The organism is Microbacterium sp. NPDC056003, from assembly GCF_042274785.1.
Taxonomy (GTDB): Bacteria; Actinomycetota; Actinomycetes; order Actinomycetales; family Microbacteriaceae; genus Microbacterium.
Genome location: NZ_JBHJXQ010000004.1, coordinates 214152 through 228951, shown reverse-complemented (window position 1 = coordinate 228951; position 14800 = coordinate 214152). Strand labels below are relative to the sequence as shown.

General features: G+C 70.3%; 18 protein-coding genes. 2 read left to right on the top strand and 16 right to left on the bottom strand.

Features of this window, described 5'->3' with window-relative positions:
* The 7 genes from ACFC1W_RS15815 to rpsB form a co-directional block, all read right to left on the bottom strand.
* A complete protein-coding gene (locus ACFC1W_RS15815; RefSeq protein WP_375994513.1) occupies nucleotides 1-741 on the bottom strand; it encodes a lytic transglycosylase domain-containing protein in 741 nt (246 codons plus the stop codon).
* A gap of 57 nt (nucleotides 742-798) precedes the next feature.
* Nucleotides 799-1362 carry a DivIVA domain-containing protein gene (locus ACFC1W_RS15810; RefSeq protein ID WP_241110443.1) on the bottom strand — a complete coding sequence of 188 codons (564 nt, stop codon included), beginning with the start codon at nucleotides 1360-1362 and terminating at the stop codon, nucleotides 799-801.
* Nucleotides 1359-2525: a phosphatidate cytidylyltransferase gene (locus ACFC1W_RS15805; protein ID WP_375994510.1), complete on the bottom strand. Its 1167-nt coding sequence runs from the start codon at nucleotides 2523-2525 to the stop codon at nucleotides 1359-1361. Before ACFC1W_RS15805 ends, ACFC1W_RS15810 begins: the two co-directional genes overlap by 4 nt.
* Before the next feature lie 5 nt (nucleotides 2526-2530).
* A complete protein-coding gene (frr, locus tag ACFC1W_RS15800) occupies nucleotides 2531-3085 on the bottom strand; it encodes a ribosome recycling factor (protein WP_241110441.1) in 555 nt (184 codons plus the stop codon).
* A gap of 51 nt (nucleotides 3086-3136) precedes the next feature.
* A complete protein-coding gene (gene pyrH, locus ACFC1W_RS15795) occupies nucleotides 3137-3856 on the bottom strand; it encodes a UMP kinase (RefSeq protein ID WP_241110440.1) in 720 nt (239 codons plus the stop codon).
* An 83-nt stretch (nucleotides 3857-3939) separates the two neighbouring features.
* Nucleotides 3940-4767, bottom strand: coding sequence for a translation elongation factor Ts (gene tsf, locus ACFC1W_RS15790; protein WP_375994505.1), 828 nt, complete (start codon nucleotides 4765-4767; stop codon nucleotides 3940-3942).
* 112 nt (nucleotides 4768-4879) lie between these two features.
* The gene (rpsB, locus tag ACFC1W_RS15785; RefSeq protein ID WP_375994503.1) at nucleotides 4880-5803 is read right to left on the bottom strand and encodes a 30S ribosomal protein S2; all 924 of its coding nucleotides are present in this window, start codon (nucleotides 5801-5803) and stop codon (nucleotides 4880-4882) included.
* Between the two features lie 306 nt (nucleotides 5804-6109).
* Between rpsB and ACFC1W_RS15780 the strand changes: the two genes are divergently transcribed.
* Entirely contained in the window at nucleotides 6110-6658 is a 549-nt protein-coding gene (locus ACFC1W_RS15780) for a murein hydrolase activator EnvC family protein (protein WP_375994500.1), read from the top strand.
* A 62-nt stretch (nucleotides 6659-6720) separates the two neighbouring features.
* On the opposite strand, the gene ACFC1W_RS15775 is transcribed toward ACFC1W_RS15780, so the two are convergent.
* The 9 genes from ACFC1W_RS15775 to ACFC1W_RS15735 form a co-directional block, all read right to left on the bottom strand.
* Complete coding sequence (locus ACFC1W_RS15775) at nucleotides 6721-7632, bottom strand: tyrosine recombinase XerC (protein WP_375994497.1); 912 nt, start codon at nucleotides 7630-7632, stop codon at nucleotides 6721-6723.
* 75 nt (nucleotides 7633-7707) lie between these two features.
* Complete coding sequence (gene dprA / locus ACFC1W_RS15770) at nucleotides 7708-8898, bottom strand: DNA-processing protein DprA (protein WP_375994494.1); 1191 nt, start codon at nucleotides 8896-8898, stop codon at nucleotides 7708-7710.
* Nucleotides 8895-10421: a YifB family Mg chelatase-like AAA ATPase gene (locus ACFC1W_RS15765; protein ID WP_375994492.1), complete on the bottom strand. Its 1527-nt coding sequence runs from the start codon at nucleotides 10419-10421 to the stop codon at nucleotides 8895-8897. The genes dprA and ACFC1W_RS15765 overlap by 4 nt, the downstream gene beginning before the upstream one ends.
* On the bottom strand, nucleotides 10418-10786 hold the full coding sequence (locus ACFC1W_RS15760; RefSeq protein ID WP_375994489.1) for a YraN family protein: 369 nt from the start codon (nucleotides 10784-10786) through the stop codon (nucleotides 10418-10420). The genes ACFC1W_RS15765 and ACFC1W_RS15760 overlap by 4 nt, the downstream gene beginning before the upstream one ends.
* A 101-nt stretch (nucleotides 10787-10887) precedes the next feature.
* Nucleotides 10888-11211 carry a DUF2469 family protein gene (locus ACFC1W_RS15755; protein ID WP_191766815.1) on the bottom strand — a complete coding sequence of 108 codons (324 nt, stop codon included), beginning with the start codon at nucleotides 11209-11211 and terminating at the stop codon, nucleotides 10888-10890.
* A gap of 65 nt (nucleotides 11212-11276) precedes the next feature.
* Nucleotides 11277-11936 carry a ribonuclease HII gene (locus tag ACFC1W_RS15750; protein ID WP_375994487.1) on the bottom strand — a complete coding sequence of 220 codons (660 nt, stop codon included), beginning with the start codon at nucleotides 11934-11936 and terminating at the stop codon, nucleotides 11277-11279.
* The gene (gene lepB, locus ACFC1W_RS15745; protein ID WP_241110416.1) at nucleotides 11933-12715 is read right to left on the bottom strand and encodes a signal peptidase I; all 783 of its coding nucleotides are present in this window, start codon (nucleotides 12713-12715) and stop codon (nucleotides 11933-11935) included. The genes ACFC1W_RS15750 and lepB overlap by 4 nt, the downstream gene beginning before the upstream one ends.
* A 174-nt stretch (nucleotides 12716-12889) precedes the next feature.
* Entirely contained in the window at nucleotides 12890-13237 is a 348-nt protein-coding gene (rplS, locus tag ACFC1W_RS15740; RefSeq protein ID WP_109210763.1) for a 50S ribosomal protein L19, read from the bottom strand.
* Between the two features lie 169 nt (nucleotides 13238-13406).
* Nucleotides 13407-13898: an MFS transporter permease gene (locus tag ACFC1W_RS15735; protein ID WP_375994484.1), complete on the bottom strand. Its 492-nt coding sequence runs from the start codon at nucleotides 13896-13898 to the stop codon at nucleotides 13407-13409.
* A gap of 118 nt (nucleotides 13899-14016) precedes the next feature.
* On the opposite strand from ACFC1W_RS15735, the gene map reads away from it, so the two are divergent.
* On the top strand, nucleotides 14017-14799 hold the full coding sequence (gene map / locus ACFC1W_RS15730; protein WP_191766811.1) for a type I methionyl aminopeptidase: 783 nt from the start codon (nucleotides 14017-14019) through the stop codon (nucleotides 14797-14799).
* The last annotated feature ends 1 nt before the right edge of the window (nucleotide 14800 follow it).

The window sequence follows — 14800 nt, the reverse complement described above, 5'->3', positions numbered from 1 at the left end:
TCAGTACCACCCGACGCGCTGCGAGTGCCCCCAGGCGCCGCACGGCGTGCCGTAACGGCCGCCGATGTAGCCGAGGCCCCACGAGATCTGCGTCGCGGGGTTGGTCTCCCAGTCCGCGCCGGCGCTGCCCATCTTGCTGCCAGGGAGCGCCTGCGGGATGCCGTAGGCGCCGCTGGAGGCGTTGTAGGCGTTGACCCGCCAGCCGGACTCCTTGTTCCACAGCGCCACCAGGCATGAGAACTCGCTGTCGCCCCAGCCGCGGTCCGTGACCATGCGGTACGCGATGGCCTGCGCGCTGCCGGGGTCGGGCGTCACGAAGGGCGGGGCCCAGCCGGTGGACGAGGTCGACCCGGACGACGTCTCGACGGGCTTGGGCTTCGGCTTCGGCTTCACATAGACCGTGTACCCGCCGCGATCGAGCGAGCGGGGTTCTTGCTCAGCGTCGTCGGTCTCGACGACCGCGCGGGTCTGGATGTCGCCCAGCGAGCTCGCGTAGAGGGTGATGGGCGCGGCTTCCTGCGCGTTCGCCTGCGACATCGCCATGCCGGTGGGCCCGATGTAGGCGACCACGAAACCGATCGCCGCGAACCCGGCGAACACGCCGAGGACGCCACGACGGCGCGACCAGCGCGGCGCCGGAGCCGCCGCACGACGGGGCAGGGCGGCGGGTGCATCGGCAACGGTCGACACGGACTGACGACGGGAGCGCCGAGTCGGGATCAGGTCGTTTCCGGAAGTCACAGTTCCCCGAGTCTAGCGATCGTCATCGGCAGGTGCCATCCGGATCGAGGCGCGGCGTCACGTCACCGCGAGCATGATCTCGACGACGGAGTCCAGCACGGCATCGACCTGCGTCTCGCGGTAGCCGCCGCGCTGCATACGGAAAGCCACCGACCGCACCTGCTCGACCGTCACCGACTCCCCCGACTCGATGAAGCGCGAGACCTTGTCGGCGACGAGATCCACCTCGTCGACCCGGTAGCCGTAGCGCAGCATCGACACACGATCGAAGCGTCGACCGCGAGGGCGGGACAGCCGGTCGAGGACGACCTGTGCGGTCTCGCGGGTCTTGCCCACCCAGGCGTGAGCGCCGTGGTCGGACACCGCCGCCTCGCGCTCGCGGGCGGCGAACGCGTCTTCGATGCGACCGAGGGCGGCGTCGACCGATGAGATCACGTAGCCGCGACGGACGAGCGGGAAGGCGACGCGGCGCACGTCGGCTGCGGTGAGCCGCTCTCCCCCTGCCTCGAAGGCCGTGCGGGCGCGGGCGAGGAAGTCGTCGACGGCCTTCTTGTCGTAGCCCTTCTCGCGTCCACGGGTCTCGGGGAACGCCGCCGGAGGGCCGGCAGGTTCAGTCGTCATGATGCCACCAGGGGGGTGAAGAGGTAATAGAGGGCCAGCGCGGCAGCCGCCGACGGCAGGATCGAGTCGAGTCGATCGAGCACACCGCCGTGACCGGGCAGCCAAGAGCTCATGTCCTTGATGCCGAGGTCGCGCTTGATCATCGATTCTCCCAGGTCGCCGGCGGTGGCCGTTCCCAGGATGATGACGCCGATGACGATGCCCGCCCACCAGCTGAGCCCGAGCATGAAGATCCCCAGCAGGACGCCGGCGATGATGACGGCGACGACAGCGCCCGCGAAGCCCTCCCAGGTCTTCTTGGGGCTGATGCGCGGCGCCATCGGATGCTTGCCGAACATGATTCCCGCGGCGTAGGCGCCGGTGTCGGCGGCGACCACGACCGCGATGAACGCCAGCACCCACCACTCTCCGCCGTCCTGCGCGAGCAGCACCACGCACAGGCTGGCCAGGAACGGGACGTAGAGCTGGATGAATCCGCCGATCAGCACGTCGCCCAGCACCGCACCGTACGTGCGGCCGTCGCGCGCGGTCATCTGAGCGAGGAGCCGCCACACGACCACGAGTGCGATCGCGACGAAGACGACCACCCAGTGCAGCCACAGCTCGAAGAAGTAGCCCGACAGCACGATGATCCCGCCCGCGACGAGCTGCGGGACCAGATCGATCTTGCGGCCGGCCGCGACGAGTGCCCGCGAGAACTCGAAGACGCCCAGGAGCACGGCGGCGAGGGCGAACACCACGAACAGCTGCTTCACGAAGATCAGCGAGCCGACGAGCACCGCTCCGGCGGCCACGCCGATGAGCGTGGCCAGGATCAGATCGCGGCCGGTGCGCGCCTTGATGCGCTCGTTGGCCTCTTCGAACTCGGCACGCGCATGGGCGACCTGGGTCTCGAACTCCGCCCTCGCGTGCGCCACCTGCGTCTCGAACTCCGAGCGCTTGGCGCGGAGGTGCGATTGGACGACGGGCCCGGAGTCTGCGGGCTCGGATGAGGCCGGCACGGCGGACGCAGCGGCGTCCGGCGCGGTGTCGGCGACGACCTCGTTCTGGGCGACGACCTCGGTGTCGGTGTCTCGGCGGGCCTCAGCCGCCTCGCGACGGGTCAGCGGAGCCGCAGGGAGTGACGAGTCACCCCCCGCAGGCTCTCCGGGTGCATCGGACATCAGGTTCAGACCTCGAGCAGCTCGGCTTCTTTGCGCTTGAGCGCCTCGTCGATCGCGTCGACGTGCGCCCGCGTGAGGACGTCGAGCTCCTTCTCGGCGCGATTGAGCTCATCCTCGCCGAACTCGCTCTTGAGCGCGTCGATGTCGTCCTTCGACTTGCGACGGATGCCGCGCAGGTGCACCTTGTGGTCTTCGCCCTTGGAGCGAACGAGCTTGACGTACTCCTTGCGGCGCTCCTCGGTGAGCTCGGGCATCGTGACACGCACGATGTTGCCGTCGTTCGTGGGGTTCACGCCGAGATTCGGGATGTCGCGGATGGCCTGCTCGATCGCCTTCAGCGCCGACTTGTCGTACGGCGTGATGATGAGCGAGCGCGCCTCGGGGTTGTTGATCGACGCCAGCTGCGCGAGCGGCGTCGGGGTGCCGTAGTAGTCCACCAGCACCTTCTGGAAGAGCTGGGGGTTCGCACGCCCGGTTCGAACCGTGGCGAAGTCATCCTTCGCAGCTTCGACGGCACGGTCCATGCGTGCTCCGGCATCGGCCAAGACGTCCGCGATCACTGTGTCTCCTTCATCGGGGTGGGGCCTGATCAGTCTACTCAGCGGCGCGATTCACGCCGTGACGAGCGTGCCGATGGACTCGCCGAGCAGCGCGCGCGTGACATTGCCTGCAGGCTCCATGCCGAAGACCCGCATGTCCATCTTGTTGTCCATGCACAGGCTGAAGGCGGTCGAGTCGACCACTTTGAGGCCGCGCTGGAGCGCGTCGAGGTAGGTGATGCGGTCGATCTTGGTGGCCGAGGCATCCGTCTTCGGATCTGCCGTGTAGACGCCGTCGACGCCGTTCTTGGCGACCAGCACCTCCTGGGCGTCGATCTCCAACGCGCGCTGGGCGGCGACGGTGTCGGTGGAGAAGTAGGGCAGGCCCGCGCCGGCCCCGAAGATCACCACGCGCCCCTTCTCCATGTGGCGCTCGGCGCGCCGCGGGATGTAGGGCTCGGCGACCTGGGTCATCGAGATCGCCGACTGCACGCGCGTGGCGGCACCTGCCTGCTCGAGGAAGTCCTGCAATGCGAGGGCGTTCATGACGGTGCCGAGCATGCCCATGTAGTCGGCACGGCCGCGGTCCATGCCGCGCTGGCTCAGCTCGGCGCCACGGAAGAAGTTGCCGCCGCCGACGACGACGGCGATCTCGACGCGGTCGACGGCTGCCGCGATCTCACGGGCCATCTGGCTGACGACGTCGGGGTTGACCCCCAGCTGCCCGCCGCCGAAGGCTTCTCCGGACAGCTTCAGGAGGACGCGGCGGCGCCCGGTGGTCTCAGTGATCACGACGATCCTCTCGTTGGGGACAAACTACCTAAGGGCATGAGAAAAGGCCCGCATCGGTGTTCGATGCGGGCCTTCTCGAGATGTTACGCGCCGACCTTGAAGCGGGCGAAGCCCGTGAGGGTCAGACCGGCGTCCTTGGCGACCTGGGCCACGGACAGCTTGTTGTCCTTGGCGTAGTCCTGGTCGAGCAGGGAGACCTGCTTGAAGAACGCGTTCACGCGGCCTTCGACGATCTTCGGGAGGGCGGCCTCGGGCTTGCCCTCGTTGCGGGAGATCTCGGTGACGATCTCGCGCTCCTTCTCGACGTCGGCCTCGGGGACCTCGTCGCGCGAGAGGTACGACGGGTTCGCGAACGAGATGTGCTGCGCCAGGCTGCGCGCGGTCTCCGCGTCGTCACCCGAGTACGCCAGGACCACGCCGACCTGCGGGGGCAGGTCCTTGCTGGTCTTGTGCAGGTAGACCTCGAACTTGTCGCCGGTCAGCGTGCGCACGCGGCGCAGCTCGACCTTCTCGCCGATGATCGCGGCCTCGTCGTCGATGAGCTGGGCGACGGTCTGCGAACCGGCGGGGGCCGCGAGAGCGGCCTCGACCGAGTCGGCGGACGCGGCGGCCGCGGCATCCGCGACCTTCTCGGACAGCGCGATGAAGCGGTCGTTCTTCGCCACGAAGTCGGTCTCGCACGCGAGCTCGATCAGCGTGACCTTGCCGTCCTGCTCGCGAGCGGCGACGAGACCCTCGCTGGTGGAACGGTCGGCGCGCTTGGCGTTGCCCTTCGCGCCCTTGAGACGCAGGATCTCGACGGCCTTCTCGACGTCGCCGTCGGCCTCTTCGAGAGCCTTCTTCGTGTCGACCATGCCCGTGCCGAGCTGGTCGCGCAGCGCCTTGATGTCGGCGATCGTGAAGTTTGCCATGGGTGGCGGCTCCTTGATTGTGGTGAGTGCTGAGGATGCCTCGGCGGGACCGGCCTGAGCGCGGTGACTCAGTCCGATCCCGCCGGGGCGGAGTTCATGCGGCAGTGCCGAATTACTTGGCGGCCTCGGCGGCGGCAGCGCCCTCGGCGTCGGCGGTCGACTCGGTCGCGGCCTCGCCCTCGGCGGCCTGCTCGGCCTCGACGGCGTCGGCCAGGTCGGCCTCCGCGATCGACTCGTCGGCGACCTTCTCGGTCTCGGCGGAGGACTGCTCCGGCGCGCTCTGCTCGAGCAGCTCGCGCTCCCAGTCGGCGAGGGGCTCGGCGTCGGCCGACTCGTCGGTCGGCTGGTGACGCTGGATGAGTCCCTCGGCGGCGGCGTCGGCGATGATGCGCGTGAGCAGGCTCACCGAGCGGATCGCGTCGTCGTTGCCGGGGATCGGGTACTGGAACTCGTCCGGGTCGGCGTTCGTGTCGAGGATGCCGATGACCGGGATGCCGAGCTTCGTGGCCTCGTCGACTGCGAGGTGCTCGCGCTTGGCGTCGATGACCCAGATGGCCGAAGGGGTCTTCTGGAGGTTGCGGATGCCGCCGAGCGACTTGTGGAGCTTGTCGAGCTCGCGCTTCTTGATCAGCAGCTCCTTCTTGGTGAAGCCGCTCGCAGCCGGGTCGTCGAAGTTGAGCTCTTCGAGCTCCTTCATGCGCGCAAGGCGCTTGGACACCGTCTGGAAGTTGGTGAGGAGGCCACCGAGCCAGCGCTGGTTGACGTAGGGCTGGCCGACGCGGGTCGCCTGCTCCGCGACGATCTCCTGGGCCTGCTTCTTCGTGCCGACGAAGAGGATGGTCCCGCCGTGGGCGACGGTCTCCTTGACGAAGTCGTACGCCTTGTCGATGTACGTCAGCGACTGCTGCAAGTCGATGATGTGGATGCCCGAGCGCTCCGTGAGGATGAAGCGCTTGACCTTCGGATTCCACCGGCGGGTCTGGTGTCCGAAGTGGACGCCGCTGTCGAGCAGCTGGCGAATGGTGACGACGGCCATAGCCGTTCTCCTGTTCCGGCGCTCACGCGCCTCTTGCGGTTGTGTTCTGCCGGCGGGAGCCGACGAGCCTGGTGCCCGGCACACGCCCGCTCGCAGAAGCTCTGTGAGACCGTTGGGAGTGGATGCCGCGCCGCGGGATCGGGTGGATCGCCGCCGCGCTCTGGGCACGCGGAGTCATCCCGACAAGCGGGATGCAGGGTCCAGTGTAACAGCAGCCCCTTCTCCCCCGCGCGCCGTCGGGCCGTCCCCTCCACCGGCATGCCCTGCAGTCGTCGCGCACGGCGCTGCGCGCGACATCGTCGAGGGGTGCACACCCCGGCCCCCGCTCCGCTGCGCGGACGACGTGCGGTCGCTGTGATCGCCCTCGCGATCGCGCTGACGTCGTCCGCCGTCTCCGCGCAGGCGCTGCGCGACGAGGTGGATGCCCGGCACACCGCCGGGCTCGCGGATCGCGGGTGGGTCTGGCCGAGCGCCGCGTTCCGCCTGGTCCGGCCGTTCCAGGCTCCGGCCCACGCCTACGGCGCCGGCCATCGCGGGATCGACCTCGAGGCCGTGTACTCGCTCGAGCTGCGGTCGCCTGCCGCGGGCACGGTTGCCTTCTCGGGCCCGGTCGCCGGGCGCGGCATTCTGACCATCGAGCACGGCGACGGGCTGGTGACGACGCTCGAGCCCATCGACACCGATCTGCGACCCGGCGCGAGGCTCAGGTCGGGCGACCCCGTCGGCACGATCGCCCTCGGCGGGCACACCGCGGCGGGCGCCCTGCACTTCGGGGTGCGGCTGCACGGCGAGTACGTCAACCCCATGCTGCTGCTCGGCGGCGTGCCGCGCGCGGTCCTCCTCCCCTGCTGCTGATCGCTGCGTCCGCCGCTGATGGCTGGGTCCCGCGTCAGCCGGCTCGCGGGGAACCCGTGCGGTCAGGCGCGGGGGTGCGCGAGGCGATAGGTCGCCGTCAGCCGCTCGCTCGAGACGTGCGTGTAGATCTGCGTCGTGCCGAGGCTGGCGTGGCCGAGGATCTCCTGCACCGCGCGCAGATCCGCCCCGCCGTCGAGGAGGTGCGTCGCGGCGGAGTGCCGCAGCGCGTGAGGCCCGACGGCGGCGCCGAGCTCCGGACCGAGCACGCGCGAGACGACGTCGTAGACGGCGCGCGTGCCCATGCGCCCGCCCCGCACCCCGAGGAACACCGCTGCGGTCGCCGGCGCACGGCCCTCCGCCGCACGAGCGAGCAGCGGCGGGCGCCCCCGGATGAGGTACGCGTCGAGAGCGCGACCGGCGGCGCCGCCGAACGGCACGACGCGCTCCTTCGAGCCCTTGCCGAGCACGCGGACCGTGCGTCGCTGAGCGTCGATGTCATCGAGGTCGAGCCCGCACAGCTCGGAGACGCGCACGGCGGCGCCGTAGAGCAGTTCGAGCAGCGCGTGATCGCGAAGGGCCACCGGATCGCCCTCTGCCGCGGCCTCGCGCAGCAGATCGAGCAGAGCGGTGAGCGAATCGGATGCCGCGACCTTCGGCAGGGTGCGCCCGCGCTTGGGTGCGACCAAGCGCAGGCTGGGGTCGGTGTCGAGGAGGTGCTCCTCGACCGCCCACGCGAAGAACCCCCGCGCCGACGAGGTACGACGGCCGATCGTCGACCGCGCGTCGCCGCGCTGCGTCGCCTGCCACAGCCAGTCCCGGAGCTGCTCGAGGTCGATGTCGGTCAGCTCGGCGTCACCACTGGCCGCCGTGAGGTCCGCGAGGTCGGAGCGGTACGCGCGGACGGTCGCGGGCGCGAGCCGACGGACGTCGGCGAGATGCGTGGCGTACGTCTCGGCTGCCCGGCTGATCCTCACTCCCCCAGCTTGCCCCGGCCCGCGCCGAGCGGCGCCGCGGCGCACCGCGCCGGCGCGACGCGTCGACGGGAGGCGTCATTCCCGACGGCCGGCCCTGCGCCAGCCGCCGGGGGCACGGGCGACGCTCCCCTCGAGACTGAGCAGGCCGAGGATCGCTTCGACCTCGTCGGGTGCCATTCCGGCTCGGCGGGCCACGTCGGCCGTCTCGCGCCATGCCCGCACGCTGAGCGCGTCGCGGACCCGGGTGGTGTCGTCGGTACGGCCGCCTGCGTCGGGCATCGCGCCGAACGGCGCGGTGCCCTCGAAGCCGATCATCTCGCGGATGTCGGCGGCGCTCGTGATGCAGTGAGCGCCGTACTCGCGCAGCAGCCGGTGCGTGCCCGCCGATGCGGCCGAGGTGATCGGTCCCGGAATCGCGCCCAGCGGCCGGGACAGCGCCGCCGCGTGGCCCGCGGTGTTGAGCGAGCCGCTGCGCCATCCGGCCTCGACCACCACTGTGGCGCCGGCAAGGGCCGCGATGAGCCGATTGCGCTGCAGGAACCGCCACTTCGTCGGCGCCGAGCCGCAGGGAACTTCGCTCACGACGGCACCGGACGCCGCGATGCGATCGATCAAGCCCGCGTTCCCCGCAGGGTAGGCGCGATCGACGCCGCCCGCGAGGAGGGCGACCGTCAGTCCGCCGACGCTCAGCGTCGCCCGATGTGCCGCACCGTCTATGCCGTACGCGCCGCCCGAGACGACCGCGATCCCACTGCCGGCCAGGTCGGCGGCGAGCTCGATGGCGACATGCTCACCGTACGATGTCGCCGCCCGGGCGCCCACGACGGCGACGGAGGGACGCAGCTCGCTGAGCCGCACCGCAGCGCCGCGCACCCACAGGCAGACCGGCGCGTGCAGTCCGAGATCGTCGACCTGCTCGGGCCATTCGGGATCGCTCCGCGTGACCAGCTGCACACCCGCCTTCGCCGCGCTGTGCAGCGCATCGCCGACGTGCGCGAGCGAGAGCCTCGGCAGCCAGCGCTTCCGTGCCGTCGCGAGTTCCGTCTCACTGAGGAGCGCGGTGGTGCCGTCGCCGACCGCGAGCCGCAGCGACTCCGACGGACCGAGTCCCGCGAGGAGCCGCCCCGCCACCGAGTCGCCGGGCTCGAGCAGATGGCACCACACGACGGTCGCCAGACGGTCCACCACCGCGTCATCGCCTGCGGCGGGCGCAAACGGTCCGAGCAGTCTGCGTGCCGTCGCCGGCGAGAGGTCGAGCGCGGTCATAGGGCGATGCCCTTCTTCAGGTAGAGCGCACGGCCGATGTGCTCGGTCCCGAGCTGCGGGCTCGCGTCGAGGTCGGCCAACGTCCACGCGACGCGCAAGACCCTGTCGTAGCCGCGCAGGGTGAGGGCACCACGATGGAGCGCCGCGTCCAGCGGCCGGCGCACCGCCGGCGGAGGCGCAACGGGGCCGTCGCGCAGCCAGGCTCCTGAGACCTCGGCGTTCAGCCGCCACGGCGTTCCGGCCAGCCGGCGCGCCGTGCGGACTCGGGCCTCGGCCACGTGCTGACGCGCGGTCGCCGTCGTGAGGGCGGCCGTCGACTGCTCCCGCTGCGCCACCGACACGCGGGCGAGCGTCAGCTCGATGTCGATGCGATCGAGCAGCGGGCCGGAGAGCCGTCCGAGGTAGCGGCGTATGGCGGCGGGCGGACACGTGCACGTTCCGCCGCGGATGCCGTAGTCGCCGCATGGACAAGGATTCGTCGCCATCACGAGCTGGAACCGGGCGGGGAACTCGGCGGTCGCGCTCGCGCGATGGATCGTGATCGACCCGTTCTCGAGCGGCTGTCGCAGTGCATCGAGCGCGCTGGCCTGGAACTCCCCCGCCTCATCGAGGAACAAGATGCCCTCTGTCGCGCGGGCGATCGCCCCCGGCCGTACGGTGCGGGTTCCGCCGCCGACCAGCGCAGCGACGCTCGCACTGTGGTGCGGCGCTTCGAAGGGCGGCGTGCGCGAGAGCTCCACGACACGGGCCCCGGACAGGCTGCGGATCGACGCGCTGGTGAGCGCCGCCCGGTCGTCGAGCTCGGGAAGGATCCCCGGCAGCCGCCGCGCGAGCATCGTCTTGCCCGCGCCGGGTGGCCCGCACATGAGCAGATGGTGTCCGCCCGCCGCCGCGACCACCAGCGCGTCGACCGCCTCACGCTGGCCTATGACGTCGGCGAGATCGGGCTGTTCGGTTTCGGGCACCTCGTCGTCGGGCAGGTCGACAGGCTCGTCGTCGGGCACGACCACGTCGGCGCCGTGCCACGACGCCGCCTGCGCGAGGTTCACGGCGGCGATGACCTCGATCCCCTCCACCAGGCCCGCTTCGTCGCGGTTCGCCCACGGCACGATCACGGCACGATGCCCGGCGCGGGCGGCGGCCAGGACCGCCGGCAGCACGCCCGGGATGGGGCGCAGGCGGCCGTCGAGCCCGAGCTCGCCCAGGTGGACCGTCGAGGCGACGGATGCGGCATCCATCGGCACCTCCGTCGCCAAAGCGGCGACCGCGATCGCCAGATCGAACCCGGACCCCTGCTTCGGCAGGCTCGCCGGCGAGAGGTTCACCGTCAGCCTGCGGCGCGGCAGCGGGATGCCGCTGTTGGCGCACGCGTTGTGCACGCGCTGCACCGCCTCGCCCAGCGCCTTGTCGGGGAGTCCGATGATCTTGAACTCCGGCGTCTGCTGCGACAGGTCCGCCTCGACCTCGACCGGCTCGCCCGCGGCGCCGACGAGCGCGACGGCCCACGTGCGCGCGACGCTCACGGCACCTCGACGTCGACGAGGTGCTCCAAGCACGCAGTCCGCGGATCGGCGCCCGTCAGGCCGATCGCGTCGATGCGCAGCCGACGGCCCTGCACGCTGTCGCGATGCGACGCGGTCCACGCCACCGCCAGACGCCACAGCCGCGCCCGCTTGCGGGCATCGATCGCCTCGAACGGGTGCCCGAATCCCTCGCCCCGGCGGGTCTTGACCTCGACCACGACGATGTCGCCGCCGCGGGCGACGACGAGATCGATCTCGCCTTCGCGGCACCGCCAGTTGCGCGCGAGAACGGTGTAGCCGTGCTCTTCGAAGTAGTGGGCGGCGCGTTCCTCGCCCGCCCGCCCCAGGACGTCCTTCTCTGCCATGAAGGGATCGTCGCGCGCGCGGCGGTCCGGCTCACGTCGGGGTGGAGCATCCGTTCACTGCTCTCAGCCGATCGTGGCTGGGGAGGAACCGGCGCAGCCGATCAGGTGTCGAGCGACAGTTCTTCCGGAAGATGGAAGTCGCGCCGTTGGAGCTCTTCGACGTTGACGTCCTTGAAGGTGAGCACTCGGACTGCCTTGACGAAGCGGTCGGCGCGATAGATGTCCCACACCCAGACGTCGGCCATCGAGATCTCGAAGTAGAAATCGTGCTCGGTGTCGCGGCGCACGACATTCACCTCGTTGGCGAGATAGAAGCGCCGCTCGGTCTCGATCACATACTGGAACTGCGAGACGACGTCGCGGTACTCGCGGTAAAGGGCGAGTTCTAGCTCACGGTCGTAGTCCTCGAAGACTTCGTCATCCATGGTGAGTCCATCCTATGGGCGCGAGCGGATGTCGCGACGCGCGTCCGCCACCGGCGGACAGCCGATCAGAACAGGGTCGGGGCGTCGGCGATCGACCATGACGCCCGGTGGTGCGCGCTGATGCCATGCTCGCGGATCGCCTCACGGTGATCAGGACTCGCGTAGCCCTTGTTGCGCGCCCAGTTGTAGGCGGGCAGCTGATCGTGCAGCTGCGTCATCAGTGCGTCGCGGGCGACTTTGGCGATGACGGATGCCGCGGCCGCGGACGCGCAGTCCCTGTCGGCCTTGATGACCGGGGTCACCCGCAGCCCGGTCGCGCCCGCCGCGGTGATGTAGTCGTAGTTGCCGTCGAGGATCACGATGGCGTCCTCGGGGACGACCCCGTGCGCGCGCAGGTCCGCCAGGGCGCGGATCGATGCGAGGCCGAGGGCGCGCATGATGCCGATCTCGTCGATCTCGGCGGAGCTCGCCCAGCCGACGGCACTCGCTGACACCCAGGACGCGGCGCGGGCGGCCACATCGGCGCGCCGCGGTTCGGGAACGAGCTTGGAGTCCCGCAGGCCCTGGGGGATGCGCTTGCGCGATCGGGGTGCGTCGATCACGGCCGCGCCGACGGCGACGGGCCCGGCGAGAGCGCCGCGGCCGACCTCGTCGCAGGCGATGACGAGCGCGTGCTCACGCAGGAGCCGACGCTCGAGCGTGAGGCGCGGCTCGGCCACCGTCATGGCGCGGGCTCCTCCTCGGAGGGCGCGGGCACACCGGCGAAGTCGTCGTGGTGGAAGTCGAGCGTCCCGAAGCGGTCGAGCGGCCACGTCACCAGGAACGCGCGCCCCACGACGTTCTCGAGGGGGACGAACCCGTCACCCGGCTGATCCTGGTTGTAGCGCGAGTCCTTCGACTGGTACCGGTTGTCGCCGAGCACCCACAGGCTGTCGGCCGGAACGGTGATGTCGAAGGGGTCGCCGGAGGCCGCCGACTCCCCCGTCGGGACGACGATGTAGTCGGTCTCGTCGATGGGCACGCCGTTGACGGTGATCTGGCCCAGCGCGTTGCAGCACACGACGTGATCGCCCGGCATCCCGATGATGCGCTTGACGAGGTGGTCGTCGCTGTCGGGCGCCGAGAGCCCGACGAGCGCCAGGACCCAGTCGATCGCCTCGACGACGGGCGGGCGGGCGGGGTCGGTGCTCGGCGGAAGCCAGCCGCCCGGGTCCTGGAACACGACGATGTCGCCGCGTCCGTAGCCGCCGAAACGAGGAGTGATCTCGTCGACCAGAATGCGGTCGTCGACGTGCAGCGTCTCCTTCATCGATCCCGACGGGATGTAGAACGAGCGCACCAGGAAGGTCTTGACGAGGAACGAGACCAGCACCGCGATCAGGATGATCACGATCACATCGCGCAGGAACGTCAGCCAGCCGCGCCGGCGACGGTGGATCGCGGCGTCGCCTCCCGACCCGGAAGCGGGGGCCGGTTCGGCCTCAGCCGTCTTCTCGGTCGTCATGCACGTTCCTTCACCCGGCACGCCGTCGATCGGAGGGCCTCCATCAAGGTTCCCACATTCCGCAGGTCACGACATGCCGGGGTCCACGCTTCGGGGGACGTTTCCAGCCGAGCAGACTTCCTCGTGAGACGACGAAGCCCCGGACCGCAGGTCCGGGGCTTCGTGACGGAGAACTCAGTTCTCGCGCTTCTCCTTGATCTTGGCCTTCTTGCCACGGAGGTTGCGCAGGTAGTAGAGCTTCGCGCGGCGGACGTCACCGCGGGTGACGACCTCGATGTGGTCGATCACGGGGCTGTGGACGGGGAACGTGCGCTCGACACCGACCTGGAAGCTGATCTTGCGGACCGTGAAGGTCTCGCGGACCCCATCGCCCGAGCGGCCGATGACGACGCCCTGGAAGACCTGGATGCGCGAGCGGTTGCCCTCGGTGATGTTGACGTGCACCTTGACGGTGTCACCGGGAGCGAAGGCGGGGATGTCGGAGCGGAGCGAGGCCGCGTCGACGGCGTCGAGGATCTGCATGATCGTTTCTCTCTGCGGCCGCCACAGGTCGACCGCGGGAAGTGTTGGAAAGGATGTCGTGTGCCCGAGGCCACCGGCTGAGAGCCGAACGGCGGATTCCCCTGAGGCAGAACCTGGTCAGGGCACAAACAGCCATTCTGCCATGGATGCCACGCCCCGCCAAAACGGGTCAGGGCGCCGGCGGCCGCTGCTTCTCGGTGACGATGATGATGTCCTGGACGGATGCCTCGGCGCGCTCCGCCGCCGGCGGGATGTACGCCATGCCCTCCGTCGTGCGCAGGACCATCCGAGACGGCTTCGCCTCGCTCCACAGCTGCCACAACGAGAGCCAGAAGAGCGCGACTCCGACCAGGACCGTGAGGACCATGAGCGGCGTCCACCACGCCTGGTTGTAGAACCCGAGCGAGATGACCATCAGGTGCCACACGGTGAGGCCGAGCACGTCCCACCACGACACCGCCCGATGCGCGCGGACCGTGCCCCGGGCGCGCACGAGCAGGGAGATGAGGAGCTGCCAGAGGAAGACGCCGGGAATCGCGAAGATCATCCACAGGAAGGCCCAGCCGCCGGCTCCGGCGATGAGCCAGCCGACGAACAGCCACAGGGGCAGGACGAAGGCGGCGGGGATGAGCCAGCCGAAGAAACCGCGTCGCAGCCACATGCTGTGAATGGTACGCCGGTCGAGCGCGGCGTGGCACGCGGTCGTCGAGGTGCGGAGCATCCTCCCAGCCCCGTGCGTCCGCGTCAGACAGAATGGATGCGGACGAAAGGGAGCACCGATGATCGAGCTGCGCACACCCGCCGAGATCGAGGCGATGAGGCCGGCAGGGCGATTCGTCGCCGAGACGCTGGCGACGCTGCGCGACGAGACGAAGGTCGGCACGAACCTGCTCTCGATCGATCGCCGCGCGCACGACATGATCCGGCGCGCGGGGGCCGAGTCGTGCTACATCGACTACCACCCGTCGTTCGGCGCGAGCCCGTTCGGCAAGGTGATCTGCACCTCGGTGAACGACGCCGTCCTGCACGGGCTCCCCTTCGACTACGTGCTGCGCGACGGCGACCTGGTGTCGCTCGATTTCGCGGTGTCCGTCGACGGCTGGGTCGCCGACTCGGCGGTGTCGTTCGTGGTGGGCACGCCGCGTGATGAGGACCTCGCCCTGATCGACACGACCGAGCGGGCATTGGATGCCGCGATCCGGGCCGCGACGGTCGACCACCGCATCGGCGACATCTCCGCCGCGATCGCGGCCGTCGCCCACGCCGACGGCTACTCGATCAACACCGACTTCGGCGGCCACGGCGTCGGACGCATCATGCACGGCGACCCCCACGTGCCCAACGACGGCAAGCCCGGCCGTGGCTATCCGCTGCGCGCGGGACTCGTCGTCGCGCTCGAGCCGTGGTTCCTTCAGACGACCGACCGGCTGGTGACCGACCCCGACGGATGGACGCTCCGCTCGGTCGACGGCTCCCGCGGGGCGCACTCCGAGCACACCATCGCGATCACCGAGGACGGTCCGATCGTGCTCACCGACCGGTCCTGGCTCGGCGTCGCCTGAC